General features: G+C 68.4%; 23 protein-coding genes and 1 riboswitch. Of the genes, 12 read left to right on the top strand and 11 right to left on the bottom strand.

Going from position 1 to position 25,206, the window contains the following annotated elements; translation table 11 throughout:
- On the top strand, positions 1 to 287 hold a 287-nt coding region (locus tag V1Y59_RS21075; RefSeq protein ID WP_330507001.1), incomplete at its 5' end, for an integrase core domain-containing protein.
- Between the two features lie 1,897 nt (positions 288 to 2,184).
- On the opposite strand, the gene V1Y59_RS21080 is transcribed toward V1Y59_RS21075, so the two are convergent.
- Both V1Y59_RS21080 and V1Y59_RS21085 read right to left on the bottom strand, forming a co-directional pair.
- The gene (locus V1Y59_RS21080; RefSeq protein ID WP_330507002.1) at positions 2,185 to 3,852 is read right to left on the bottom strand and encodes a DNA repair helicase XPB; all 1,668 of its coding nucleotides are present in this window, start codon (positions 3,850 to 3,852) and stop codon (positions 2,185 to 2,187) included.
- A 73-nt stretch (positions 3,853 to 3,925) separates the two neighbouring features.
- Complete coding sequence (locus V1Y59_RS21085) at positions 3,926 to 6,262, bottom strand: helicase-associated domain-containing protein (RefSeq protein WP_330507003.1); 2,337 nt, start codon at positions 6,260 to 6,262, stop codon at positions 3,926 to 3,928.
- 78 nt (positions 6,263 to 6,340) lie between these two features.
- On the opposite strand from V1Y59_RS21085, the gene V1Y59_RS21090 reads away from it, so the two are divergent.
- The 5 genes from V1Y59_RS21090 (at position 6,341) to V1Y59_RS21110 (ending at position 8,494) form a co-directional block, all read left to right on the top strand.
- A complete protein-coding gene (locus tag V1Y59_RS21090) occupies positions 6,341 to 6,535 on the top strand; it encodes a hypothetical protein (RefSeq protein WP_330507004.1) in 195 nt (64 codons plus the stop codon).
- A gap of 76 nt (positions 6,536 to 6,611) precedes the next feature.
- Complete coding sequence (gene moaC, locus V1Y59_RS21095) at positions 6,612 to 7,040, top strand: cyclic pyranopterin monophosphate synthase MoaC (RefSeq protein WP_431309258.1); 429 nt, start codon at positions 6,612 to 6,614, stop codon at positions 7,038 to 7,040.
- Between the two features lie 37 nt (positions 7,041 to 7,077).
- A complete protein-coding gene (locus tag V1Y59_RS21100; protein ID WP_330507006.1) occupies positions 7,078 to 7,545 on the top strand; it encodes a MogA/MoaB family molybdenum cofactor biosynthesis protein in 468 nt (155 codons plus the stop codon).
- Complete coding sequence (locus tag V1Y59_RS21105; protein ID WP_330507007.1) at positions 7,542 to 7,991, top strand: molybdenum cofactor biosynthesis protein MoaE; 450 nt, start codon at positions 7,542 to 7,544, stop codon at positions 7,989 to 7,991. The genes V1Y59_RS21100 and V1Y59_RS21105 overlap by 4 nt, the downstream gene beginning before the upstream one ends.
- Entirely contained in the window at positions 7,988 to 8,494 is a 507-nt protein-coding gene (locus tag V1Y59_RS21110) for a DUF6328 family protein (protein ID WP_330507008.1), read from the top strand. The genes V1Y59_RS21105 and V1Y59_RS21110 overlap by 4 nt, the downstream gene beginning before the upstream one ends.
- 349 nt (positions 8,495 to 8,843) lie before the next feature.
- Here V1Y59_RS21110 and V1Y59_RS21115 read toward each other — a convergent pair whose 3' ends face one another.
- The 5 genes from V1Y59_RS21115 to V1Y59_RS21135 form a co-directional block, all read right to left on the bottom strand.
- Complete coding sequence (locus V1Y59_RS21115; protein ID WP_330507009.1) at positions 8,844 to 9,497, bottom strand: transglycosylase family protein; 654 nt, start codon at positions 9,495 to 9,497, stop codon at positions 8,844 to 8,846.
- A 5-nt stretch (positions 9,498 to 9,502) separates the two neighbouring features.
- Positions 9,503 to 9,675: riboswitch (cyclic di-AMP (ydaO/yuaA leader) on the bottom strand.
- Between the two features lie 264 nt (positions 9,676 to 9,939).
- Positions 9,940 to 10,188: a MoaD/ThiS family protein gene (locus V1Y59_RS21120; protein ID WP_330430950.1), complete on the bottom strand. Its 249-nt coding sequence runs from the start codon at positions 10,186 to 10,188 to the stop codon at positions 9,940 to 9,942.
- A 5-nt stretch (positions 10,189 to 10,193) separates the two neighbouring features.
- On the bottom strand, positions 10,194 to 11,285 hold the full coding sequence (gene moaA / locus V1Y59_RS21125; RefSeq protein ID WP_330507010.1) for a GTP 3',8-cyclase MoaA: 1,092 nt from the start codon (positions 11,283 to 11,285) through the stop codon (positions 10,194 to 10,196).
- The gene (locus V1Y59_RS21130) at positions 11,282 to 11,812 is read right to left on the bottom strand and encodes a flavin reductase family protein (RefSeq protein WP_330507070.1); all 531 of its coding nucleotides are present in this window, start codon (positions 11,810 to 11,812) and stop codon (positions 11,282 to 11,284) included. Before V1Y59_RS21130 ends, moaA begins: the two co-directional genes overlap by 4 nt.
- 14 nt (positions 11,813 to 11,826) lie before the next feature.
- On the bottom strand, positions 11,827 to 12,036 hold the full coding sequence (locus V1Y59_RS21135; RefSeq protein WP_330507011.1) for a hypothetical protein: 210 nt from the start codon (positions 12,034 to 12,036) through the stop codon (positions 11,827 to 11,829).
- A 248-nt stretch (positions 12,037 to 12,284) separates the two neighbouring features.
- Here V1Y59_RS21135 and V1Y59_RS21140 point away from each other — a divergent pair, with 248 nt between their 5' ends.
- The gene (locus tag V1Y59_RS21140; RefSeq protein WP_330431689.1) at positions 12,285 to 12,698 is read left to right on the top strand and encodes a cold-shock protein; all 414 of its coding nucleotides are present in this window, start codon (positions 12,285 to 12,287) and stop codon (positions 12,696 to 12,698) included.
- On the opposite strand, the gene V1Y59_RS21145 is transcribed toward V1Y59_RS21140, so the two are convergent.
- Together V1Y59_RS21145 and V1Y59_RS21150 are read right to left on the bottom strand one after the other, a co-directional pair.
- Positions 12,676 to 13,251 (bottom strand): DUF2771 family protein, encoded by a 576-nt coding sequence (locus V1Y59_RS21145; RefSeq protein ID WP_330507012.1) that lies wholly within the window; start codon positions 13,249 to 13,251, stop codon positions 12,676 to 12,678. The genes V1Y59_RS21140 and V1Y59_RS21145 overlap by 23 nt on opposite strands.
- Before the next feature lie 49 nt (positions 13,252 to 13,300).
- Positions 13,301 to 15,223, bottom strand: a complete 1,923-nt coding sequence (locus V1Y59_RS21150) for an MFS transporter (RefSeq protein ID WP_330507071.1) — start codon at positions 15,221 to 15,223, stop codon at positions 13,301 to 13,303.
- 137 nt (positions 15,224 to 15,360) lie between these two features.
- Here V1Y59_RS21150 and V1Y59_RS21155 point away from each other — a divergent pair, with 137 nt between their 5' ends.
- On the top strand, positions 15,361 to 16,179 hold the full coding sequence (locus V1Y59_RS21155; RefSeq protein ID WP_431309253.1) for a DUF3027 domain-containing protein: 819 nt from the start codon (positions 15,361 to 15,363) through the stop codon (positions 16,177 to 16,179).
- A gap of 8 nt (positions 16,180 to 16,187) precedes the next feature.
- Positions 16,188 to 18,998, top strand: coding sequence for a sacsin N-terminal ATP-binding-like domain-containing protein (locus tag V1Y59_RS21160; protein ID WP_330507014.1), 2,811 nt, complete (start codon positions 16,188 to 16,190; stop codon positions 18,996 to 18,998).
- Here V1Y59_RS21160 and V1Y59_RS21165 read toward each other — a convergent pair.
- Positions 18,964 to 19,590: a TetR/AcrR family transcriptional regulator gene (locus tag V1Y59_RS21165; protein WP_330507015.1), complete on the bottom strand. Its 627-nt coding sequence runs from the start codon at positions 19,588 to 19,590 to the stop codon at positions 18,964 to 18,966. The genes V1Y59_RS21160 and V1Y59_RS21165 overlap by 35 nt on opposite strands.
- Before the next feature lie 62 nt (positions 19,591 to 19,652).
- Between V1Y59_RS21165 and V1Y59_RS21170 the strand changes: the two genes are divergently transcribed.
- Positions 19,653 to 20,795 (top strand): acyl-CoA dehydrogenase family protein, encoded by a 1,143-nt coding sequence (locus tag V1Y59_RS21170; protein ID WP_330507016.1) that lies wholly within the window; start codon positions 19,653 to 19,655, stop codon positions 20,793 to 20,795.
- Between the two features lie 81 nt (positions 20,796 to 20,876).
- Here the strand turns inward: V1Y59_RS21170 and V1Y59_RS21175 are convergent, their stop codons facing one another.
- On the bottom strand, positions 20,877 to 23,030 hold the full coding sequence (locus tag V1Y59_RS21175; protein WP_330507017.1) for an MMPL family transporter: 2,154 nt from the start codon (positions 23,028 to 23,030) through the stop codon (positions 20,877 to 20,879).
- A 153-nt stretch (positions 23,031 to 23,183) separates the two neighbouring features.
- On the opposite strand from V1Y59_RS21175, the gene V1Y59_RS21180 reads away from it, so the two are divergent.
- The gene (locus tag V1Y59_RS21180) at positions 23,184 to 23,759 is read left to right on the top strand and encodes a phosphatase PAP2 family protein (RefSeq protein ID WP_330507018.1); all 576 of its coding nucleotides are present in this window, start codon (positions 23,184 to 23,186) and stop codon (positions 23,757 to 23,759) included.
- Between the two features lie 355 nt (positions 23,760 to 24,114).
- Complete coding sequence (locus V1Y59_RS21185; RefSeq protein WP_330507072.1) at positions 24,115 to 25,191, top strand: phosphotransferase family protein; 1,077 nt, start codon at positions 24,115 to 24,117, stop codon at positions 25,189 to 25,191.
- The last annotated feature ends 15 nt before the right edge of the window (positions 25,192 to 25,206 follow it).

Below are 25,206 nucleotides of genomic sequence, written 5' to 3' on the forward strand. Positions count from 1 at the left end.
CGTATACCGCGAAGAGATTCACCAGGCTGTGCCGGCGGATGGGTATCCGGCAATCGATGGGGCGTGTCGGATCATGTTTCGACAACGCCGCCGCAGAGGCGTTCTTCTCATCGCTAGAGTGGGAAGTATTGTCACGCAACGATTTCAACACTATCATGCAGGCACAGGCAGTGGTGTTGGACTGGTGCTACGGCTTCTACAATCACCAACGCCGCCACAGCGCGATCGGGATGGTGGGCCCGGTCGACTACGAGAACGCCGCGCGCACCGAACCCAAAGCCGCATAGAGGAGTCCTCCACGATTCCGGGGGAACCACAGCCTCGGCTGTGGCGCCATCCGCGGTGCTGTCGAGGGTGTCGATGTCGTTGTCGGCGGTATCGGCGACTTTGTGGTTGTCGGAGCCGTCCACGGTGTCGGTGGTGTCGCCGCCCTCGGTGGTCGTGGCCGGCGCGGCGTCGGTGGGTGCGGCGATGGACGCGCTGTTCGTCGACCGACCGTGGTCATCGTCGTCGCTGGTGCCGTCCGCGCTGTGCTCGGCCGCTGACGGTGTGGTCGTCTCGGTGTCGTCGTTGGCGGTGGTGTCGGTGGCTGTGGCAGAGGGGCGGTGGTCACCCTGGTCGCCGTCTTTCGGCGACGAACTGTTCGCGTCCGTGTCCGCGTCGGCGCGGGGCGCCGTCCGCTTGCCGCGCTTGGTGCGGGCTTGTCCTGCGGTGCAGGTGTCGTCGCCGCATTCGCAGGTCAGGGTGGAGCCGGGGATGCCCACGATCTCGCCGAACGCGAGGATGCGCTGTCGGCCGAGGGTGCGCGGGTCGTTCTTGCAGACGCGTGCGGCGACGAGCTTGGTGATGCGGTCGCGTAGATGCACCCCGTGTTCGGCAGGCATGCACGCATCCAGGTTCATGTGGCCGCCGGCTTCGTTGCTGAAGGTGATGTTCTCGAACGCTTCGGCGATCGCATCCCGCGACTCGGCCGCACCGTCTGGGTCGAGGCTGATCACCGCGTCGGCCAGATCATCGCGCAGTGCGGTGTCGGTGGAGGCCCGATTGCCCAGTTCGAGGGCGAGGTCTTCGAAACTGACCGGCTCATCAGCGTCGGGTTGTGGTTCCGGTTGTACCTCGGCATCCGGATCGGTGTCGTCGGCCTCGTCGTCGAGGAGGTCGTCGAGGGTCGGGTCGGTCGGCTCGTCAGTCTCATCGTCGGCGTCGGTGTCGGTGTCGCCGTCTGGGAGTTGGTCGCGCAGGTCGCCTTTGGGGGCGATGTCGGCGGCGTGGACCATCACCGACATGCGGTGGGTGCTGAATTCGCCGGCCAGATAGGCCATCCGGATCTTCGGGTACTCCTGCAGGGAGGCGCCCAGGGAGTACCATTCGCCGGCTTTGGTTTTGTTGATCCGCAACGCCAGGGAGATCTCGCCGACCGCGGTGTTGCGGGCGGTCTGGCCGAAGATCATGCGGTGGCGGCCATCGGCTCCGAACAGTCGCTCGTTGTAGGCGCTTTCGCCGATGTGGTAGGCCATCAGCAAGGCGCGTGCTTCGGCTTGCCGACTCAACCGCAACGCATCCCGCGCGAACGCCCCCAACCCCTCAGCACCGACCGACGACAACAGGTTGTCGTCGGCTGCGGGATCGGTGTAGGTGAACACGCCAGGCCTTTCGTGAGTGGGAGGTGCTGTGCGGGAATGGGACTGATGTCAGAGTATAGGGTGGGTCTGACAAGTTTTGGTGGGTCGGCGGCGGCCTGTGGATAACGTTGAGTCTGCGCTTTTCGATTGTGTTCAGGATATCGGTTGGGTGTGACAAGAATTGTGGTGCAGTAGGTTTGATGGTTCCGGAGGTCTCGATTACGTCCTCGCCTAGCGGCTCGGACTACTCGACCAGCGGGTGAAAGATGCGGCTCGGACTACTCGGCCAACGGATTGAAGGCGCGGCGGAATTGAACTGACGACGGCGTATCGGGTGGGTATGACAAGATCTGTGGTGCAGTGGGATTGGGGGGTTCCGGAGGTCTCGATTACGTCCTCGCCTAGCGGCTCGGACTACTCGACCAGCGGGGAGAGTTGCGGCTCGGACTACTCGACCAGCGGTTGAAAGTTGCGGCTCGGACTACTCGACCAGCGGGTGGGGTGCGGCTCGGGCTACTCGCCCCACGCCTTGGACACGCGACTCGCGGGCAGGGCTATCCGCTCAGCTGGCGGATTCCTCGCCGATCGTGGGACCGAGGAGGTCGTCCGCGTCGGTGATGCGGTAGGCATACCCCTGCTCTGCCAGGAAGCGCTGACGGTGGGCGGCGTAGTCCGCGTCGAGCGTGTCACGCGACACCACCGAGTAGAAGTGCGCCTGCCCGCCATCACGTTTCGGCCGCAGCAGCCGACCCAACCGCTGGGCCTCCTCCTGGCGGGAGCCGAACGTGCCGGATACCTGGACCGCGACAGACGCCTCCGGGAGGTCGATGGAGAAGTTGGCCACCTTCGACACCACCAGGGTCTGCAGTTCGCCGGACCGGAACCGATCGAACAGGGCCTCGCGCTCCTTGTTCTTCGTCGAACCCTGGATCACCGGGGCGTCGAGCTCGCGCCCGAGTTCCTCCAGCTGATCGATGTATGCACCGATCACCAGGGTCTGAGAACCCTTGTGGCGAGCGAGGATCGACTTCACAACGTTCACCTTGGTGTGCGCCGTCGAGCACAGTTTGTATTTCTCGTCCGACTCGGCAACCGCATACTGCAGCCGTTCCTCGTCGGTGAGGGTGACGCGGACCTCGACGCAGTCGGCGGGCGCGATCCAGCCCTGCGCCTCGATGTCCTTCCACGGAGCGTCATACCGTTTGGGTCCGATGAGGCTGAACACGTCACCTTCACGGCCGTCCTCGCGCACGAGCGTCGCGGTCAGCCCCAGACGACGGCGAGACTGGAGGTCAGCGGTCATCCGGAACACCGGAGCCGGCAGCAAATGCACCTCGTCGTAGATGATCAGACCCCAGTCGCGGGAATCGAAGAGATCGAGATTCTTGTACTCGCCCTTCGACTTCCGTGTCATCACCTGGTACGTGGCGATCGTGATCGGACGGATCTCCTTGCGTTCGCCGGAGTACTCGCCGATCTCGTCCTCGGTCAGCGTCGTCCGCGCGATCAGCTCACGCTTCCACTGACGACCCGCGACGGTGTTGGTCACCAGGATCAGCGTGGTGGCCCCGGCCTTGGCCATGGCCGCGGCACCGACCATCGTCTTCCCCGCACCGCAGGGGAGCACGACGACGCCCGACCCACCGGCCCAGAACGAATCCGCGGCGAGCTGCTGGTAGTCGCGCAGATGCCAATCGTTCTGGTCGAGCTCGATCGCGTGCGCCTCGCCGTCGACGTACCCGGCGAGATCCTCGGCAGGCCAACCGACCTTCAGCAGCACCTGCTTGAGCCGCCCGCGCTCGGACGGGTGCACGATGACCGTGTCGTCGTCGATCCGCGTACCGAGCATGGGTGCGACCTTCTTGTGTCGCATCACCTCTTCGAGGACGGCGCGGTCGAGGCTGACGAGCGTCAGACCGTGCGCCGGATGCTTGACCAACTGCAGCCGACCGAACCGGCTCATCGTCTCGACGACATCCATGAGCAGGGGCTGCGGAACGGCGTAACGCGAGTACGTCACCAAAGCGTCGACCACCTGCTCGGCGTCATGACCGGCCGCGCGCGCATTCCACAGTGCCAGGGGCGTCACCCGGTAGGTGTGCACATGCTCGGGGGCGCGTTCGAGCTCGGCGAACGGCGCGATCGCCGAACGTGCCGCCGCCGAGTCGGGGTGATCCACCTCGAGTAGCAGCGTCTTGTCGGATTGCACGATCAAAGGTCCATCGGTCACCCGATCCATTGTCCAGACGAGCGCAACTCCTGTCAGGTCGCGCTCGTCGAACGCTCCGCGGCCCCGGGACCGATCAGCCGTCCAGCAACTCGACGCTGGTGATCCGATGCAATGAGAACCGCTGTTCCTCCTCGCTGCCCGAGTCGACCGCCACCAGCTGGCCGGCCCCCAGCGTGCGTGGCATCACCACGTGACGCGTCGCCGAGCCATGCGCGTCGACGTAGTCGACCCGCAGCCGACGATTGACGCGCAGAGCCAACTGGATGAGTGCAGTCGCCGACTCGCCGCCCCCGGATGCGCGCACCGGCGCCGCCGAGGTCTCCTTCGACGCCGGCCGCGCGGTCGCGGCGCGATCCTGGGAGCGCATCCGCGAGATGACGGTGCGCAGTTGATCAGACGAGGGCACTGGTCGTCGTGGCTGCGGTTGCCTGCGTTGGCGCGTCACATTGACCCGGCTGCCCCGTTCCCGCAGGTCGACGAGGGTTCCCGACGAGTCCTCGCCGGCGGGTGCAAACCCTGCCGCCCGGAGCCGATCGATGACGTCGCGCACGTCGGCCGGTGACACCGCCACGGTCGGGGCCAGGGCACGCAGCGCCAGGTGATCGGCGGCGTCGCTACGCAGCACGGCCGCCAGAGTCGTCGGGTCCTCGCAACGGATGAACGCCGACGCCACGCCCACACGCAACTGCCCGTGTTTCCGTGCCACGTCCTCGATCAGGTACGTCAACGACTGCGGCACCGGCGTACTGGAGTGGGTGGTGAACATGGTCAGCAGCTCGCTGCTGCTGCGACCTGCATCCAGTGCCCGTCGCACAGAGCTCTCGGACACTCGATACACGGAGGCGGCGCCGCCGGACTCCAGGTCGGCGACCAGTTCCACCTGCTCCGCCAGCTCCGGGGTCATCGGTCCGGGAACCGTCAGCGTCAGGTCGGCCTGGGCCAGGAAGTGGTCGACCGGTTCCGGGAGGGCGGCGCGCATCGCGGTGAGGATTCGCGTTTCGGTGTGCTCCTCGGAGTCGTCGATCACCGCTCGCCCCACACCGGTCAGCGCCGCGTGCGCGACGATCCCCAGTTCGCGCGCCTCGCGCAGGGTCTCGTCGACGATGCGACGGGAGAACCGACGGATCTGACGGGGATGGTGCCAGTGCAGTGCGGCGACCAGGGCGTCGGTGTCCACCGGGACCGAACGGGTCGCCCCGGCCAGTGTCTCCAGGATCGCGCGCCGCTGGATCGGGGCGTAGGAGTCGTGCAGCTCCCCGGACAACGCGGCGAGCGCGTTGCCGTCACGGTCCGGTTCGCCCACCTGCCAGGCCCGACGCGGCATCTCCAGCCATGCGCCCGCCAACGACCACCACTGCCGGTCCGGGGCGTGGTGTAGCCAGCCGTCGGCCGCCGTCGTCGGGGCGAAGGCGAGTTCCCCGGTGTCCGCGGCGGGTGGCGGATCGGGAAAACCGGCGTCGATGAACCGCAGGTAGGCGAGAAGTTCGACGATGAACGAGACGCGCTGTTGCTCCAGCCCGGTCACCTTGGCGATCCGGCGGAGCTCCCGCACGCCGAGCGCGCCGCTACGCAACACCGACGCCGGGGTGACGCCGAGCGCCCGGATGACCGCGGTGGTGTGGCGCAGCAACTCGATTGCCTCGCCGCCCGCCGCGGCGTCGATCGCGCTGTGCGAGAACCGCCTCTTGGCGGCGGCATCGTGGAGTTCGGGCGGCCGCAGGTCGTCGGTGCGCAACGGGGGTTCGCCCCGCAGGATCTGCCCGACCATCGGCGGCAGCTCCACCGTCTGGTCGTCGATCCGGGCCAGGAGCCCGGCCGCGATGAGCCGGGCGACCGGTGCGGCGGGATCGGCGTCGCGGGCGGCGTCGCGACTGCGCCCGAGAGCTGGTCCGCGCGACAACGTCTCCAGCAGGGACCGCTCCCGCTCGCCGAGGTCGTCGGTCTGTCGTCGCAGCTCATCCGGGGTCTGCCGAGCCAGGGGACCGGTCAGGTGGTGCGCCCGCCAGGGCAGGGCCGCGGACGCATGTGCACCGGTGACCAACGCGTCGTCGGGCCCCCACAGCAACGCCCGGGAACGGAGGAGGTGGATGCGCGCGACGACCTCGTCGGCGTCCACGCGTCCGGACAGCTCGGCGACAACGGCTTTCACCGAGGTCGGTGCCGGGATGCGGCCCGATGCGCCGATGCCGAGGGAGATCGTCTGTTCGAGGACGGCAACGGAGAGGAGATCCAGATCCTCCCCGGCCAGCGCCGACGACGCGGCCGCCAGCGCGCGGGACGCGAGCACGGCCGTGCCGGCGGGCGGGGGTGATGCGAGATCGGGGCGCGCGGTGAGCAACGCGATCAACTCGTCGTCGCTGCGCAGCGCCAGATCGTCGGCCAGGCTGGATCCCTGGTCATCCGCACTCATTCGGCCGATTCTACTGAGCGATAGCGACGCGACGGTTTCCGCGGGACGACCGCAAAGGCCGCATGGCACAATGACCCCGTGGCTGAGAAGAAGAAGCAGCAGTACGTCGACAACGGCTGGCCGAAGGACGGGGAGGGCAATGCCGCCGCGCACGCCGTCTCCGAGTTCGCCACGGATATCTCCGGCGCTCTGTCGCCGTTCGGCGATGCGGAGTTCCCCATCCCGCTCGATGAGCTGCCCTACCTCCAGCCGAAGACCACCATCAATCGCTGATCATCGGGTGTCCGACCACGGCGACATCCCGGACTCCGCCGGTCTGAGTCACATCGACTCGACCGGCGCCGCCCGCATGGTCGACGTGGGCGGTAAGGCGACAACCACCAGGCGGGCGGTCGCCGGCGGTACGTTCCGGACCACTGCCGAGGTCATCGAGTTGCTCAGCGAATCCAAGCTGCCCAAGGGCGATGTCCTGGCGACCGCTCGGATCGCCGGCATCATGGCAGCCAAGCGCACCGATGAACTGATCCCGCTCTGCCACCAGCTGGCCTTGTCGTCGGTGGAGATCGACTTCGCGATCGCCGACGATCACATCGACGTCACCGCCGCCGTCGCCACGAGCGGCCAGACCGGTGTGGAGATGGAGGCCCTCACGGCCGTAGCGGTCACGGGGCTGACCCTGCACGACATGGTGAAGGCCGTCGACCGGCGGGCATCGATGACCGATATCCGCCTGCTGGAGAAGACCGGCGGCAAGTCCGGGCCGTGGCATCGTGGCTGACCCCGACTCCCACCGGACGACCCACGGAGAGTCACGCGTGGCGCGGATCGTCGTCGCCTCCACCCGCGCCAGCCGCGGGGAGTATCCGGACCGCACCGGACCGATCATCAGCGAGTGGCTCACCGCGCGCAGCTTCGTCGTCGAGGAACTGATCGTCGTCTCCGACGGCCCACCTGTCGGTGCCGCGCTGCAGGCCGGCGTGCGGGCCGGCGCGCACCTGATCGTCACCACCGGGGGCACGGGCTTGACGCCCACCGATCACACCCCCGAAGAGACCCGCGGCATCCTGGACCGCGAGATCCCCGGGCTCGCCGACGCGATCCGGTCGGCCGGCCTCCCGAAGGTGCCGACCGCGGTGCTGTCCCGCGGCCTCGCCGGGGTGGCCGGTTCCAGCCTGATCGTCAACCTGCCCGGCTCCACCGGTGGTGTGCGCGATGGTTTGTCGGTGCTCGACGGGGTACTCGATCATGCACTCGATCAGATCCGAGGGGGCGATCACACGTGAGCGAAACGGCACCGGCAGACGTCGTCCGTGCCGACCTGTCGGACTCGGCGATCGATCTCGCCGAACACGAGGCACTCGTCACCAAAGCGGCCGGTGGGGCCGCCGGCGCCGTCGTCGGTTTCGTGGGCGCGGTCCGTGACCACGACGGCGGCCGGCACGTCACGCGCCTCGTCTACTCGTCGCATCCGACGGCGCCCGACGTGCTCCGGGAGGTCGTCGCAGCCATCGCGGCCGACGCTCGCGGAGTTCGTGCCGTGGCCGTCTCCCATCGCGTGGGCGATCTCGCCATCGGCGACGTCGCGTTCGTCGTCGCCGTCGCGGCCGATCATCGGCAAGCTGCGTTCGCGACGTGTTCGCTGCTGGTGGACGAGGTGAAGGCACAGCTGCCCGTCTGGAAGCACCAGTATTTCGGCGACGGCTCCGACGAATGGGTGGGCTCGGCGTGACCGCCGCGGGTGACGACCCGGTCGCTCCCGAGCGAGACCCGGAACGCAACGAGACGCGTACCGAACGCCTCGATCGCAACTGGGCGAGTCTCCTGCAGGAGCTACGCGTCGTGCAGACCGGTGGCCAGATCCTGACCGGTCTGATGCTGACGATCCCCTTTCAGGAGGGATTCGAGGAGCTGACCGTCCGCCAGCAGCGCATCTTCGTGCTCAGCCTTGTGTTCGCCGTCCTGTCGACGATCACCCTCATCTCGCCGGTCGCCATGCACCGGCTGCTGTTTCGCCGGCACGCCGTCGACCGACTCGTCGATCGCGCGCACACATTGACGCTGATCGGGATCACCTTCCTCGGCCTGGCACTCACCGGCATCGTCGCGGTGATCTTCGACATCGTGTTCGGCGGGTGGGCGGCCATCGCGGCCGCGGTGATCGCGGTCCTGGTGTTCATCGGGATGTGGGTGGTGCTGCCGTTCAACGAACGCCGACGACTCGGCGACGACTGAGCCCTCCCGGTGCTTAGACCCACCGGTGCCTGAGGAGCCCGTGAGGTACGAGCGGGCGTCACGAAGGCCCCTTCGAGACGCCTCCTCGCAGGCTCGGAAGCTCCTCAGGGGGCGGTGGGTGACGCCTCCTCGCAGGCTCGGAGGCTCCTCAGGGGGCGGTGGGTGACGCCTCCTCGCAGGCTCGGAGGCTCCTCAGGGGGCGGTGGGTAACGCTTCGTCGCGGGCTCGGAGGGGCCTCAGGGGGCGGGTGACGCTCCAAGAAATGGACAAGGGCCCCGCACGGGCTCATGGCCATCGTGCGGGGCCCTTCGACTGTGGGCCCGAGCGGGCTGCGCTCAGTTGCCTGACATCACGGGGTCGGCAGCTGATCCTTGTGCTGGTTGAACAGGTCGATCTGCTCCGGGGTGAGCTCGTAGCCGCTGTCCTTGGCGGCCTTCCAGAGGTTCTGGATCTCCGGGTTGATCTTGTTGTTGTCGATCGCCTGGTCGAGGGCGTCGTCGATCTGGCCGGTCACCTCAGAGGTGCTCCCGGCATCGGGGAGTGCGGCCCAGTCGAACGGCGCGGGCAGCTCGGGGAGCTGCGGCAGGACCGGAGCGGCGGGCTTCGGCTCGGCCGGTGCGCTGCGCTGGGTCGCGCCCGAGAGCCCGGTGCCGCAGGTCGGCCATGCGCCCTTGCCCTGGCCGGCGAGCACACGCTCGGCAACGACGATCTGCTCTTCCTTGGTGGCCTGATCGGCGGTGGGGGCGAACTCGCCGCCGCCGTACCCGCTCCAGGTGCTCGGCGCGAACTGCAGGCCGCCGTGGTAGCCGTTGCCGGTGTTGATGGCCCAGTTGCCGCCGGACTCGCACTGCGCGACAGCGTTCCACTCTGCGTCGGTGGCTGCGTTGGCGGTACCGGTTCCCAGCAGAGCAGCGCCGCCGCCCAGGACGGCCCCGGTCAGGGCGACCTTCGCGAAGGTCTTGGTGGTGGTGGCAGTCGTCGGTTTGCGATGACGTCCGGACATGCTGTGTTTCCTCTCTCCACGCGCCTACGAAGTCAGCTGTCGGGTTCGGGCGAGAGGTGCCCGGTCCCGGCCTGACGTGTGTCACTCCGGGACTTGACCCCAAGGGCGTCGTGTGACGTCCGTTTCCCGTGTGGGAGGTGGGTCCCCCGTCCTCGCTCCTAGATGTCGTTCTCGTGCGTCCCATCGGTGGAGCGAGGTTCGGCGCGGCCGATGCGACGTTTTTTGCCTTGTGGTTACTTGCTCGTGACCCCCCGAGGGCGTCGTTCAGTCACAGTACGACCTTTCGCAGCGCGAATCACGTTGTTGGCAAGCCGGTTTTCGGACCCTGAACATGGGCTGAGAGGGAAAATTCGCGTCCTGCCTGCTCACGGCATGATGGTCGAGTCGTGTCCTACTCGTGATCAATCCGTGATGTGACAAAGCTCACAACGTGGGAGTGTCGTCAGCCACCGGCAAATGGGGGCAGAACATCGACGGTCGCGCAGTCGCCGAGCCGCGCTCCGCGGTCACACATCGCGACGGAGTCGCGGAGATATGAGCAGCGTTCGAGGACGCGCTCGAGATCGGGATTGTCCTTGGCGAGCAACGCCTCCAGCTCGCCGAGCGTCGAATCGGTGTCGACCTCGAGGACGGCGGATTCGGTGCCGGCGGCGGCGCGGGCGGCAGCGAAGTACCGGACGGTCAACTGCATCGTCGTCAGCCCCCGATGGCCGACATCGGCCGTGTCGGTTGGTGGAAGTCGGGATCGTTGACGCCGTGGCCGGCGGCCTTGATCCAGGTGTTGCCCCGCCAGCGCTGCGCGATCGCGGCGTCGAGTTCCTCCGCCGGCAGGCCGCTCCGGAGAACTGCACGCAGGTCGGTCTCACCCTGCGCGAACAGGCAGTTACGCAACGCGCCGTCGGCGGTGAGGCGAGTACGGTCGCAGTCCCCGCAGAACGGTCGTGTCACCGAGGCGATCACCCCGATACGAGCCGGCGCCTCGTCGACCTGGTAGCCGTCGACCAGCCACGTGGCCGCAGGTGCGCTGCCCCGGGGCCGCGGATCGGCGCGCAACGGGAAGTGCGACCGCAGGACGGCCAGGATCTCGTCGGCGGTCACCATCGACGCCCGGTCCCAGCGATGGTCGGCATCGAGCGGCATCTGCTCGATGATGCGGAGCTGATAGCCGTGCTCGAGGCAGAAGCGGGTGAGGTCGGGGAGCCGGGCCAGATCTTCGTGACCGGCGAGGACCGCGTTCACCTTCACCGTCCGCAGGCCGGCGGAGCGCGCCGCCGACAAGCCGGCGAGCACGTCGTTGAGCCGGTCGCGTCGGGTGATCTCGGCGAACCGGGCGGGGTCCACGGTGTCCAGGGAGATGTTGACCCGGTGCAGACCGGCCGCCACCAGACCGTCGATGCGTCGTGCGAGGCCGAGGCCGTTCGTCGTCATCGCGATCTCCGGGCGTTCGGGCCGTCCGGAGATCGCGCCGATCAGGTCCTCGAGGTCACGCCGCAACAAGGGTTCGCCACCGGTGAACCGGACCGACCGGATTCCGAGGTCGCGGATCGCGACCGTCATCACCCGGGTGAGCTCGTCGGTGGTGAGCACCTCGTCGGTCGGCAGCCACTGCAGCCCCTCGGCCGGCATGCAGTAGGTGCACCGGAGATTGCACCGATCGGTGACGGAGACCCGGAGATCGGTCACCACCCGGCCGAACTTGTCCCGCAGCGGGCCGGTGTCCGGCGCGTCCGTGGCCGGCACCCCGGCGGACGACGGGGTGGTCGGGAGCCCGAGCGCGACGACGGTCATCGGCCGTCCCTCAGTGCTTCCAGGGATCGGAAGGTGCTGGCATGGAACACCAACGGTTCCACGCCGGGATCGCTGCGCAGCGCCTCGATCCGCAGCAAGACCAGGGTGTGGTCGCCGGCGGGGATCTCGTTGAACAGCGAGCAGGACAGACTTGCCGCCGCTCCGGGGATGAAGACCGCGCCGTCGTCGGTGCGCACCGGCGTGATGCCGTCGAACCGGGACGCCGCCGGCCCGGCGAGTTGGCGGCACAGGTCCGACTGATCGCTGGCGAACACGCTCAGCCCGATCGCGGGCGCCTCCTTCAATCTCGGCCACGTGGTCGAGGTGTTCTGCACGCACAACGACACCAACGGAGGGTCGAGAGAGACCGTCGTGAACGCGCTCGCGGCCATCCCGGCCGCCGTCGGGGCGCCGGTGTCGTCGGGGACCTGGCAGGCGACCGCGACCACCCCGGACGGGAAACATCCGTACGCGCGCCGCAACGTCGCGGAGTCGGTGGCCGGGGCGAGATCGTCGGCCACCGGCATGATGGCGTCGACGCTCACCGTGACCTCCGTCCGGACCGCAGTGCAAAAACGATGCCCAGCACGAATCCCAGTGGCGCGCACATGGTCAGCAGATAGACGGCCGTGGGTGCTGTGCCGCCGTCGGTGACCAGCGGCGTCACGAACAGCGCGACGATGGCCGCCACTCCGATCGCGAAGACGACCCCGGCAGCCTGCAGCAGGCGAGGGGACGGGTGGCTGTTCATACTTCCACGGTAGATCACGGCGGGGCGCCGCGGAGGCCGCGTGGTGTGTTGCCGTCACATCGCCGGTGCTGGTCGCCGGCGTGAGGTATTCCACGTGACCGCTTCCTGTGGCGTTGGCTAGACTGAATTCCCATTGGCGCCTCTGCTCATCTGAACGAGGGTCGGGCCCGAGTCCGGGCCGGCTGCTGGGTCAGGTGAGGGGCGCTTTTGTCATGACACGTCCGAAAACGCAGATGAGGGTGAGCACAGTGCCGACCGGCAAGGTGAAGTGGTACGACGCGGAGAAGGGTTTCGGCTTCCTGTCGCAGGAGAGCGGGGAGGACGTCTACGTCCGTTCGTCCGCGCTGCCGGAGGGTGTGGAAGCGCTCAAACCCGGTCAGCGCGTCGAGTTCGGCATGGCGGCGGGTCGTCGCGGGCCGCAGGCGCTGACCGTCACCGTGCTGGAACCCGCCCCGAGCGTGGCAAAGAACGCCCGGGAGGCGGCGCGCAAGGAGACCAAACGGCACACGCCCGACGAACTGCACGGGATGGTCGCTGACCTGATCACCCTCCTCGAGGGTGCGGTGCAGCCGGAACTGCGTAAGGGCCGCTATCCCGATCGCAAGACGTCACAGCGGATCTCCGAGGTGGTCAGGGCGGTCACCCGCGAGCTGGAGCGCTGAGTTCCCCGCCGGCTCCGGGTAGTTGCAGACCCTCCGGTGACGTGTCGGCGGCGAGAAATCCGCGCATGCTGACGGTGTCGTCGCCGGCGGAGACCACGGACGGAAGCTGGACCTCGATCGCGATGAGGGTCCGTTCCGCAGTCGAGTGCAGCACGGTGGTGTAGGTCGAGTTCGACCGCATCGGCACGACCGTGCCATCCGGGCCGTTCGGCGTCAGGTACTGGACGACGAGATTCCACGGCCATTCGGCGATGTCCTGGGACACGGAGAGCACCACGGATTCGCCGATCGGCACCGGCACCCGGGCGATCCGGGCGTCGGCCGGGTCTTCCGGTTCGCAGTTCTCCAGGAACACATCGCACATCCGCGTCGGATCGACGCGGACCAGGCGATCGCCGACGGCCAGGTGCAGATACGAGTGCTCACTGTCGGAGTCGCCCGACCACGAGTCCTTCGTCAGGAACGCGACGCTCCCGCCGACGACGGCAACGAACGCGACGGCCACGGCCGCGATGATGGCGAGCGCCTTCTTCTCTCCGCTGTTGAGATTCACGATGCTGAGCTCACAGGTCTTGGGGTCCTCGTGCTGTAGATGGGCTGGGTCAGTGGTGACCCGTGCGGTGGGGTCTGGTCGGTGGGGTGCTGCGCCCGGCGTCCATCTCCGATGCGGGCCGGGTGGTCGGCGCGTCGTGGGCCCGGGTCGCCGCGTTCGACGGTGACGCGGACGGTCCACGCCGCCACGTCCGGTCGGTGTCGCCGACCGCCGAGAAGGCCACGGTCGGTTCGGCGTAGTCGGGTCGCCGCCCGCCGATGCCCGGGACCAGCGACGACCCGCGGTTGGTCAGCACGGTCTGGACCAGGCCCACACCCAGCAGCGCCGCGACCACCGTGAAGCCGATCCACAGGGTGGTGGGCAACACCACGCCCAGGGTGGCGCCGAACACCCACCCCAATTGCAGGACGGTCTCCGACCGGCCGAACGCCGACGCCCTCGACTCGTCCGGCAGGTCGTCCTGGATCGACGAGTCGAGGCAGACCTTGCCGATGGCGCTGGTCCCCGAGGCGACGAAGGCGGCCACGGTGGCGACCACGATGCTGCCGAAGATCGCGGCCAACACTGCGACGACGAAGCAGCCTGCGGTGCACCACAACACGATCGTGGGCGGGTTCTTCAGCTCCAGGCGGGTGCCGAGGCCGTTGCCCAGCATGTTGCCGACCGCGGCCGCGGCGCCGACCGCGCCCAGCAACAGCAACTGCGTCCAGTCGGAGCTCACATCCTGCTGCGCTTTCGCGTAGAAGGCGATGTAGAGGGTCAGGAAGCCGGTCAGGATGCGGATCGTCGCGTTGCCCCACAGGCCCGCGACGACCTTGCGTCCCAACGGCTGGCGCATCTTCGCCGCGAGTTCGTTCGCGGTCTCGCGGGCACCCTTGCGCGCCCCACCGGCGTCGTGCTCGGGCGCGCGCGACATCGCCGGTTCACCGTGATAGGTGAGTGTGGTCGGGATCTCACCCTCGGTGACCTCCACCCACGCCGGGATGCGCATGCAGAACCATGCGCCGACCGCGGCGATCACGGCGAGCCACGCCATCGCCCCGGGGATGTGGAATGGCAGGACCTGCGCCAGAAGCAGTTCGAAGACGGCGGCGACGGCGCCGCCGACGAGGGTGCCGCCGATCAGCCCGAACGTCGTCAGCCGGGAGTTCACCCGGGGGAGGTCGATCGAGGGTGGCACCACGCGTGGCGTCACAGCGGATTTGAGCACGCCGAACGACTTCGACAACACCAAGAGTCCGAGCGCACTCGGATAGAGCACCCACGGGTCGTACTCGAGTTGCTCGGTGACCGGATTCCACGACGAGTTCGCCATGATCAGCAGCGCCAGCACGGTCCGCAGCCCGAAGGTCGTGGCCATCGCGATCCGACGACCGTGTTGGAGCCGGTCGAGCAGCGGTCCGATCAACGGCGCGATCAGGGCGAACGGTGCGATCGTCAGGGCCAGATAGAGGCCGACGTTGGTCTTCGACTCACCGGTGGCGGCCGCGAAGAACAACGTGTTGGCCAACGCGACCGCCATCGCGGCGTCGACGGCGAAGTTGGCGATCACCGGCAGCGTCAGGGCGGTCATCCCCGATCGGTCCGCGCCGTCCGCGGTGGCCGCCCGGTAGATCTTGCCGACGCCGCGGCCGGTCAGTTCCCGGCTGCGCATCGCGGCCACCCGCGCCACGGTGATCTTCTTCGGCATCCGCGGGTCGGTCGTCTCGGTCGACGGCATCGCCCGGGTCCCGCCCATCCGGCCGGTGGGGGCGTTCGCCGGATCGTCCGGGTCGCCGTCGAGCGGCGGCAGATGCGGATTGTGGGTTCGGGGTGGCAGGTACGCATGGTCGGCGTGACCGCGGGACGAGCCGCGGCCGGTCGGCCGGCCCGAACGTCCCTCGTCGGCGGGATAATTCGCGGTGCCCGGATGCTGCCGGGGGCTGCGCCGCCCGCGGCCGCTTTCCGCTGCGCCGTCACGACTAGGCCCCAGGCGATCCGGTCGTGTCGGGTCACCGTCGTCCCGGCGGGGCGAATGGGGACTGGGTCGGTTCACACGGACAATTGTTCCTCATCCCACCGACTCGGTCGCGGATGGTCGCCACCCGCGAGGCGGGTCGGTGCCACCGCATGGTGTCCGTGTTGCACACTGGAGGGGTGACTCTTGCATTCGACGGTGACCGGCTGCTAGCCGCCGTGGACGTGGCGCGCACAGCGCTCGTCGAGGACGGCCAGTCTCCGGGGCGGCACCTGGAGAGCACCCCGGAGGGGGAGTGGGCGGTCGCCCACTATTTCGAGGCCGACCTGCCCGGCTACCGCGGGTGGCAATGGTGTGTCGTCGTCGCCGGTGCACCCGGGGCCGACGAGACCACCGTCAGCGAGATCGTTCTGCTCCCCGGTGAGGGATCTCTGCTCGCACCCGACTGGGTCCCGTGGAACGAGCGGGTGGCAGCCGGCGACCTGTCGCCGGGCGATGTCCTCGCCGCCGAGCCCGGCGACCATCGGCTGGTTCCGAATCAGATCGACACCGGCGACGAGTTCCGGTTCGACGACGACCGCACCGATCCCGACGACATCGGCCAGATCGCCGGTGAGGTGGGACTCGGCCGCCGCCGTCTGCTCAGCCCGGAAGGGCGTGACGAGGCGGCGCAGCGCTGGCACGACGGTGAGTACGGTCCGCACAGCGACATGGCCGCGGCAGCCGCGTTCAACTGCGTGACATGCGGTTTCTATTTGCCTTTGGCAGGTGCTCTGCGTCCGGCGTTCGGGGTGTGCGCCAACGAGTACTCCGCCGACGGGCACGTGGTGGCCGCCGACTACGGATGCGGTGCGCACTCCGATGTCGCCGCACCGCGAGGTGAGGGATCGCCCGCCTACGACGCGTTCGACGACGGCGCGCTGGAGATCGTTCCGGCCACCGCGAACGCCGGCGGGGACGCGACCCCCTGACGGACACCATGGTCGACGGCACCGACCCGTTCGGCGTCGGCGAACTGCGCGCCGCGACCCTCTCGTCCTGGCGTTCTTCCGGCAACCGCTACCTCGAGGACGCCACCACCGAGGACGACCTCGTCACCGTCGGCTACCGCGACAGGCTGTTCACCGAACTCGTCGCCAATGCCGCCGATGCCGCGGCCGCCGCCGGCGTCACGGGACTCGTGGCGATCTGGTCCACCGATCAGGGGACCGTCCACATCGCGAACACCGGTGCGCCACTGACCTCCGACGGGGTCCGGTCCCTGCTGTCGCTGCGGGTCTCCGCGAAGTCCGATGCCGCGGGGCCGCGCAGTGTGGGCCGCTACGGCGTGGGCTTCACCGCGACCGCTGCCGTCGCCGACCGAGTCGAGGTCCGCTCGACGTCTGGTTCGATCGTCTTCGACCGGTCGCACACCGCCGACGCGATCGCCGCCGACGACATCGGTGCCACCGCTGCCCGCGCACCATTGCTGCGCCTCGCCTGGCCGACCGACACCATGCCCGCCGGGGCGTTCGACACCGAGGTGGTCATCTGGCCGCGCGCGGGGACCACCGCCGACGCTCTGATGTCTGCGGCTCAGTCGCAGGCCGTCGACCTCCTGCTGGAACTCGATGGGCTGAACGAGATCTCGGTCGTCGATACCGTCGTCACGATCGAGCGCGAAACGGTCCCTCACCCCCCGGTCCCTGAGGAGCGAGGCGGTAGCCGAGCGTCACGAAGGGCCCCGCAACGTCTCACGATTACCACGTCATCACCCGCACACACGGTGTCCCGAACCTGGATTCAGGCCGGTGCCCGCACCCGATGGCTGATCGAGATCGACGAGACCGGTGCGGTGCTCGACCCGCCGGCGGTGTCCGTCCTGTGCGCACCGACGCCGACCGACATCGAACTGTCGCTACCCGCGTCGTGCATCACCGATCTGCCGCTCACGCCGGACCGCCGACACCTGCACCCTTCCGCCGACATCGCCTCGGCCGCAGACGGATACACCGATCTGATCCGCGCGGTCCAGGACTCGTCCCGGCTGCGTCTGGTGCCGGCGGCCGGACGCATCCGGAACCGGGACGACGCCGTCCTCACCGACGCCGTGCTCGCCGAACTGACCGATGGCCCATGGCTTCCCGCCGCCGACGGTACCGAACTGACGCCCAGCCGGGCCGTCGTCTTCGGCGATCTCACCGCCGAACTCGCCGACGTGTTGTCGCCGATCATGGGCGACCTCGCCCACCCGTCCGTGTCCGAACGCCGACATCTGACTCGACTCAGGTCGGTGGGGGTCGGCGAGATCGGTCTCGCCGACCTCGCCGAGCGTCTCATCGGTGTCGAACGTCCCCCGTCGTGGTGGCGGGATCTGTATTCGGCGCTCTCCCCGCTGGTCACGACCGCCGCCGACGCCGAGGAACTCGGCACCCTCCCCGTACCCCGCTCCGACGGGCGCACCAACATCGGTGCGCGCGGCCTCTTCCTCGCCGACGGCTTCACCACGTCGCCGAGCTGGATACCCACCGTGGATCCGGACGCGCGGCATCCGTTGATCGAACGCCTCGGCGCCACCGCCATCTCCGTGACCGACGCGCTCGCCGACCCCGCTCTGCGGCAACTGGTCGACGAGGCCGACGACGATCATCTGATCGAGACCGCCGACGAGGTGTTCGAGCTTCTCACCGCCGATCCGGCTGCGCCAGTACCGGAATGGCTCGCCGGGATGCCGATCGCCGACTCCGAGGGGGACCTCGTACCGGCCGACGAACTCCTGCTTCCGGACAGTCCGCTGGTCTCGGTGCTCGTCGACGACGCCCCGTTCGGGCGGGTGGCTCCCGACCTCGTCGCACGGGTCGGCGTCGACGTGCTGCGTCGCGTCGGTGTCGGCTGGGGGTTCATGACGGTCGTCGACGATCTCCCGGTCGCGGCCGACCACGACCTCCCCGACGAACAGCAGTGGTGGGACTCGCTCGACGAGCCGCCGGAAACGCTTGCCGCGGTGCTTGATCTGGATCTCGTCGACGAGACCCGGTGGAACGATGCGCTGACATTGCTGGCCACCGACGAGCACACCGCGCCGCTGCTCGCCGACCGCGCCGGGTACACGGCCTGGTGGTTGCGACATCACGCCGTCGTCGACGGGCAACGCCTCGGCTGGTACCGGGCACCCTCCGACGACTCGGTCGCCGGTGTCCGCGACGCCATCCGCCACGAGCACGCCGATCAGCTCGCCGCCGCCCTGGGTGGTCTCGAGATCGAGTCGGCCGCCGACGCCGACACCGTGCTCGCGCACCTCGGCGACCCCGACCGCGACATCGTCGGAGGTGTTGCGGCGGACGTACACGCGGCCGTGGTCGCCGCGGCGCGGCGCGGAGTCCTCGACCCCGAAGATCTTGCTGTGCCACAACGCGTCAGGTCCACCACCGGTGACGCTGTCGAGGTCGGCGTCGTGCTCGACCGGCCCTGGCTGATCCAGGTGCTCTCGCCGACGGAGGTGGTGCTGGCCGGTTCGCGGCCCGACGTCGACGACGCGGTGCTCCTCGCCGAGATCCTCGATCTGCCGATCGCGAGCGACGAGGTCCGGGCGGAGGTGCCCGGTGACGGCGTCGCCGCCGTCCACGGTTGTGCCGAGGCGACACTGTTCGTCGCGCAGTGGGGGCACGACCTCGGTCGGGGAGACGTCCGACTCCACGATGAGCTCTGGGTTCGATTGCGCCGCAAGAGCAGTGAACGTGACGTTCGGGTCCACTGGTGGGTGGACGAGAACGGTGTCACCCACCTCCCGCGGATGACACGCCCGAGGTAGCTTCCGCCGTCGTCGGAGCATCGATACCGGCTGTGAGGATCGACGCCAACTGCCGATAGGCGGACGCGTCGTCGAGCCCGGTGGCCGCCTCGACCTCACGGCGCTGGATGCGGCTCATCATCGATGCCGCGAGGTCGGCGGCAAACGCCGCGTCGACATCCCGGAACTCGCCGGACGCGACCCCGGCGGTGATGAACTCCTGCACCCGCCGCGCGGCCGCCGCCGTGTTGCGCTCGTAGAGCTCTCGTGTCGGCTCGAAGGCGTGAAGATCGGACATGAACGCCGTCGACGCGGGTGCGAGGGCATCACCGACGCTGACGAGATACGTGACCACCCGATCCCGGGCGCTGTCGGCGTCGGCGACCGCGGCCTCGACTTGCTCGGTTGCGGTACGGAAGAAGTGGGTCACCGTCTTGACGACCAGTTGCTCCTTGCTGCCCGCCAGCGTGTAGAGCGTCGATTTGGAACAGCGCAACCGCGATGCCAACTCCGCGACACCGAACTGGGCGAATCCCTCCGCCAGCAACAACCCGAGAAGTCCGTCGAACAGGTCCTCGCGGCGTCGCGTGCCGAATGCGGTGTTGTCGACCATGCACGCAATAGTACTATCGGGTGTACCCCAGTACTATTTCAAATCCCTCGGAGGTTTGCGTCATGCCGGTCGATCGCCTGCTGCCCAGCGATGAAGCGCACGATCTCATCGCCCTGACCAGGGACTTCGCCGACAAGCGACTCGCCCCCATTGTCGACGATCACGAGAAGTCGGAGACGTACCCCGACGGGCTCTTCGCGGAGATGGGTGAGGCGGGTCTCCTTGGGTTGCCGTATCCGGTCGAATGGGACGGTGGTGGCCAGCCGTACGAGGTGTACCTGCAGGTGCTCGAGGAACTCGGAGCGCGTTGGGCGGCGGTCGCCGTCGCGGTGAGCGTGCACGGTCTCGCGTGCCACCCCTTGTTCAACTTCGGCACCGACGAGCAGAAGCAGCGGTGGTTGCCGGACCTCCTCAACGGCCGACTCATCGGTGCCTACAGCCTGTCCGAGCCACAGGCCGGTTCCGACGCGGCAGCGCTGGCCTGCAAGGCGGCGGCGGTCGAGGGTGGGTATCGGGTCAACGGCGCCAAGGCGTGGATCACCCACGGCGGCATCGCCGACGCCTACAACCTCTTTGCCCGCACCGGTGAGGGGTCGAAGGGTGTCAGCTGCTTCCTCGTCGCCCGGGACACCGAGGGCCTCGCATTCGGTAAGCCCGAGGAGAAGATGGGGCTGCATGCCGTGCCGACCACCTCGGCCACCTACGACGACGCGCTGGTGACCGAGGACCGGCGTCTGGGCGCCGAGGGGGACGGCCTGCCGATCGCGTTCTCCGCGTTGGATTCCGGCCGCCTCGGCATCGCTGCGGTCGCGACCGGGCTCGCCCAGTCCGCCCTCGACGCCGCGGTCGAGTACGCCCAGGAGCGGACGGCGTTCGGACGCAAGATCATCGACCACCAGGGCCTCGGCTTCGTCCTCGCCGACATGGCGGCCGCGATCGACTCGGCACGCGCCACCTACCTCGATGCGGCGCGACGTCGCGACGCGGGAAGGCCGTACTCCCGTGCCGCGGCGACCGCGAAACTCGTTGCGACCGATGCAGCCATGAAGGTCACCACCGACGCCGTCCAGGTGTTCGGTGGATATGGCTACACCCGGGACTTCAAGGTCGAACGCCTGATGCGCGAGGCGAAGATCACGCAGATCTTCGAGGGCACCAATCAGATCCAGCGTCTCGTGATTGCGCGGTCGTTGGCCTCGAGCTGACGATCACAGTTCTGGCCGCATTTCCGGGTTCCGGCTAGGACCGGGAAGTGCGGCCAGAAACCGTAGGTGCGGCCAGAACCGTCAGGCGCGGGCGAGCTCGGGTTCGGGAGTCGGGTCGGCGGTCGGATCCTCCTCGTCGACTTCGACATCGATGGTGGGGAGCAGGCGGTCCAGCCATCCGGGCAGCCACCAGTTGTACCGGCCCAGCAACGACATGGTCGCCGGAACCAGCACCAGCCGGATCAGGGTGGCGTCCAACAGAACCGCCACCGCCATGCCGAGCCCGAGCATCTTGATCACGATGTCGGTCTCGGTCGCGAAGCTGAGGAACACGGCGACCATGATCGCTGCGGCCGTGGTGATCACCCGGCCGGTCTTCGCCAGTCCGGCGATCACGGCGGCGCGAGCGTCGCCGGTGGCCAGCCACTCTTCGCGAATGCGCGAGAGCAGGAAGACCTCGTAGTCCATCGACAGACCGAACAGCACCGCGAAGATGAGGATCGGGACCCAACTCGACACCGCGACAGGATGATCCACGCCCAGGATCGACAGTCCCCATCCCCATTGGAAGACCGCGGTGATCACGCCGTACGCGGCGGCGACCGACAGCAGGTTCATCAGGGCGGCCTTGATCGGCACGACGACCGACCGGAACAGCACCGTCAGCAACACCACGGATGCGGCGACGACGAACCCGATGACCACCCACAGACGGTCCGCCAGCAACTCGGAGATGTCGTCGAAATAGGCGGTGTGCCCGGTGAGGATCGCCTCGGCGGGAAGCTCTGCGCGGATCTCGTCGAGGAGGTCCACGGTTGCCGCGTCGGCCGGATCGTGCGCGATCGTCACGTCGATGATGTCGATGGCGCCGTCCGGCGACGTGCTCGCGGTGACGGCTTCGACCCCGTCGGTGCTCTCGACGGCTGCGAGCGCGGCGTCGAGCTGTGCGGCGTCGACGCGATCGGTCGGCGCCACGATCGTCACGCCGGCGTTGGCGCCGGGTCCGTACTCGGCGGCCAACAGGTCGTGGGCCTTGCGGGTGGTGAGTTCGGTCGACTGGGCGCCGGAGTCCTGTGGCCATGTGCGCATCGACAGCGCGGGCGCGGCGAGCGCGAGGATGACGGTGACCGCGATGACGATCGCCGCCACCGGTCGGGTGCCGACGCGGGTGGCCCACCGAGCGGACAGCGGCGCGCGAGTCGGTCCGGTGGCATCGGCGGGTGCCACTGTCGATGACGTCCGGACCTTTCGCGGCACGATGCGCCGGCCGGCCAACCGGCACAGCACGGGCACCAGGAACAGCGTCGAGGCCAACATCGCGAGAACGGCGGTCGCAGTGGCGAACCCGAAGGAGGAGTACGTCGGCAGCCCGGCCAACGGCAGACCCAACAGCGACACCAGGACGGTTGTGGCGGCGAAGACCGCCGAGCGGCCGGCAGTCGCGACCGACCGTGCGGCGGCCTCGATCGGATCGTGTCCGCGGCGCAGGAACTCGACGTGCCTGCTCACCACCAGGAGCGCGTAGTCGATGCCTACGCCGAGGCCGACCATCGTCGCCATCATCGGTGCCGTGGGGCTGACGTTCATGAAGGCCGCGAGGATCATGACGCCCGCCGATCCCGCGACCAGGCCGGCGATCGCGCTCAGGATCGGCAGACCGGCGGCGACCACCGAACCGAACGCGAAGACCATGATCAGCAGCGCCAACGTGATGCCGATGATCTCCGCGTGTCCCTTGATCGGTGCTGCCGCGGTCTCGGGGAGCGAGCCGTTCATCTCCACCGTGAACCCGGCGGCGCGGGTCGGTTCGATCGCGTCTTCGAGGGCGGTGGCGTCACCCATGATGTCGCGATGCGTCTCCGGGACGTCGTAGCCGACGGTGAGGATCGCGGTGTCGCGATCGGCGCTGAACCGTGGCTGGTCGACGGCGGCGACGTGTGGCATGCGTTGGAGCCGTTCCTGGAGTCCTTCGGTGGTCGACGGCGACAACTCGCCGTCGTCGGAGTGCACCACCACGGTGGCGAACGCATTTCCGGCGCCGGGCACATGCTCGCGCAGCAGCTCGATACCGCGGTGGGATTCAGTGCCGGTGACATCCCAGTTCTCCTGGGTCTGTCCCCCGAGAGCAGACGATGCGCCCAACAGGAGCGCGACGCCGAGCACGAAGCCGACGAGAGTGCGGACGGGGTGGGCCGCGCAGGCCCGCCCGAGTCGGTACAGCAGCGTGGATTTCATGGTGTTCCTTTTCATGACGGTGGGAGCCGATGCCCGCGCCATGCGGAATCCGAGGAGCGGATCGGGGCATCATTAGGGTGAATGTCATGACTTGTGGATCGCTTGGGCCCGACTTGGGCCGGCTGCGTACCGCTCCGCGAGCGGACTGACCAGGTGCTTCTCGACCCCAACCCGATGGACCGCTCGATCACCGATGCGGTCATCGACCATCGGAGCCCGTTTGCGACGGACCTGGCTCAGATCATCACCGCGACCGGCAACACCCTGGTGCTGGCAGTCCTCGCGACGCTTGTCGTCATCAGTCTGGCCGTTCGCGGGTGGCGGGCCGAGGCGGTCATGGTGGGCGTCGGATCGATCCTCGGTTACGCGGTGATGGTGTCGCTGAAACAGTTGTTCGGCCGGCCCCGGCCGCCGGTGTCGGACCGGTTGCTCGACATCGAGACGTACTCGTTCCCGTCGGGCCACGCGATGATGAGCATGGTGGTTTTCGGTCTGATCGCGGTGGCGGCTCATCGGACGAGTTCATGGGTGCGGGCGCACCCGGTGGTGTTGGTGCTCGCGCCGCTGTGGTCGATCGCGATCGGTTGCACGCGTGTGTATCTCGGGGTGCACTGGGCCACCGACGTGATCGCGGGGTGGGTGATCGGGGCCGTGTGGGTCGCGCTGTGTGCGTGGTTGTGCGGCCGGTGGGCTCCGGTCGAGCGAGTCGCAGCCGGATCCGGTGCCTGAGGAGCGAGCTTGCGAGCGTCCCCTGGTGCCTGAGGAGCGAGCTTGCGAGCGTTCCCCCGGTGCCTGAGGAGCGAGCTTGCGAGCGTCACGAAGGCCTGCCCCTTCGTGACGCGTCGCTCGTTCCTCGCGAGGCTCCTCAGGGAGCAGAAACCTCACCTCGCGAGGCTCCTCGGGGAGCGGAATGCTGGAGCGTGCGAGCGTCCCCCGGTGCCTGAGGAGCGAGCTTGCGAGCGTCACGAAGGCCACGTGAACCCTGAACCGACAACCATCAGCCACGCAGTCGTCCGCCGGGTAACGTCGGCACGAACACTGATCGTCGGGACCGGCATCGTCGCCGGAGGAGGAGATGGCAGACGTGGCTCAGCAGGTGGCGGGTGCGCAGGACGTGCGGACCGAGGACGCGTTCGACGTGGAGGCGGCCGCACGATGGCTGCGTGAGAATGCCGAGGACGCCACCGGACTGGACGCGGTCCCGGCGGTCAAGCAGTTCTCCGGCGGCGCGTCGAACCTGACCTATCTGCTGTCCTATCCCACCCGCGAGCTGATCCTGCGGCGCGCACCTGCCGGCACGAAGGCGCGCGGTGCGCACGACATGGGCCGCGAGTTCCGTATCCAGGCCAAGCTCTCGGCTGTGCTCCCGTATATCGCGCCGATGATCGCGTTCTGCGATGACGCGTCCGTGATCGGTTCCGACTTCTACGCCATGGGAAAGATCGACGGCGTCATCGCCGGCACCGAGTTCCCGCCGGACGTGACGTTGTCGGCGGAGCAGGCACGGGATCTGTGCCTGAACTTCATCGACGTTCTCGTCGAGCTGCATTCCGTCGACCCTGAGAAGGCGGGCCTGGCCGATCTCGGCAAAGGCCTGGGCTACGTGCGCCGCCAGGTGGACGGCTGGTCGGCTCGGTTCCGCAACGCCCGAACCGACGATGTGCCCGACTTCGAGGCGATCATGTCGTGGATCGCCGACAATCAGCCCGACGACGTCGCCAACTGCGTCATCCACAACGACTACAAGCTCGACAACGTCGTCTTGTCCAGCGACGACCCGACCCGCGTGATCGGGATCCTCGACTGGGAGATGGCGACCCTCGGCGATCCGCTGATGGACGTGGCGGGTTCGATGGCGTACTGGGTGCAGGCCGACGACGACGAGCAGTTGCAGCTCATGCGCCGGGTGCCGACGAACCTGCCCGGGATGTTGACTCGCGCCGAGTTCGTCGAAAGATACTGCGAGCGAATGGGTCTCGAGATGACTCCGGACAGGTGGAAGTGGTACGAGGCGTTCGGCCAGTTCCGGTCCGCCGTGATCGCACAGCAGATCTACTACCGCTACTACCACGGTCAGACCACCAACGAGCGGTTCAAGGCCATCGGCTCGCTCGTGGGCGTCGCCGAAGGTCGCCTCGACAAACTCATCGGCACGGCCTGACCGTCGCGCGTCCCC

It is taken from the genome of Gordonia prachuapensis, from assembly GCF_036350515.1.
GTDB lineage: Bacteria > Actinomycetota > Actinomycetes > Mycobacteriales > Mycobacteriaceae > Gordonia > Gordonia prachuapensis.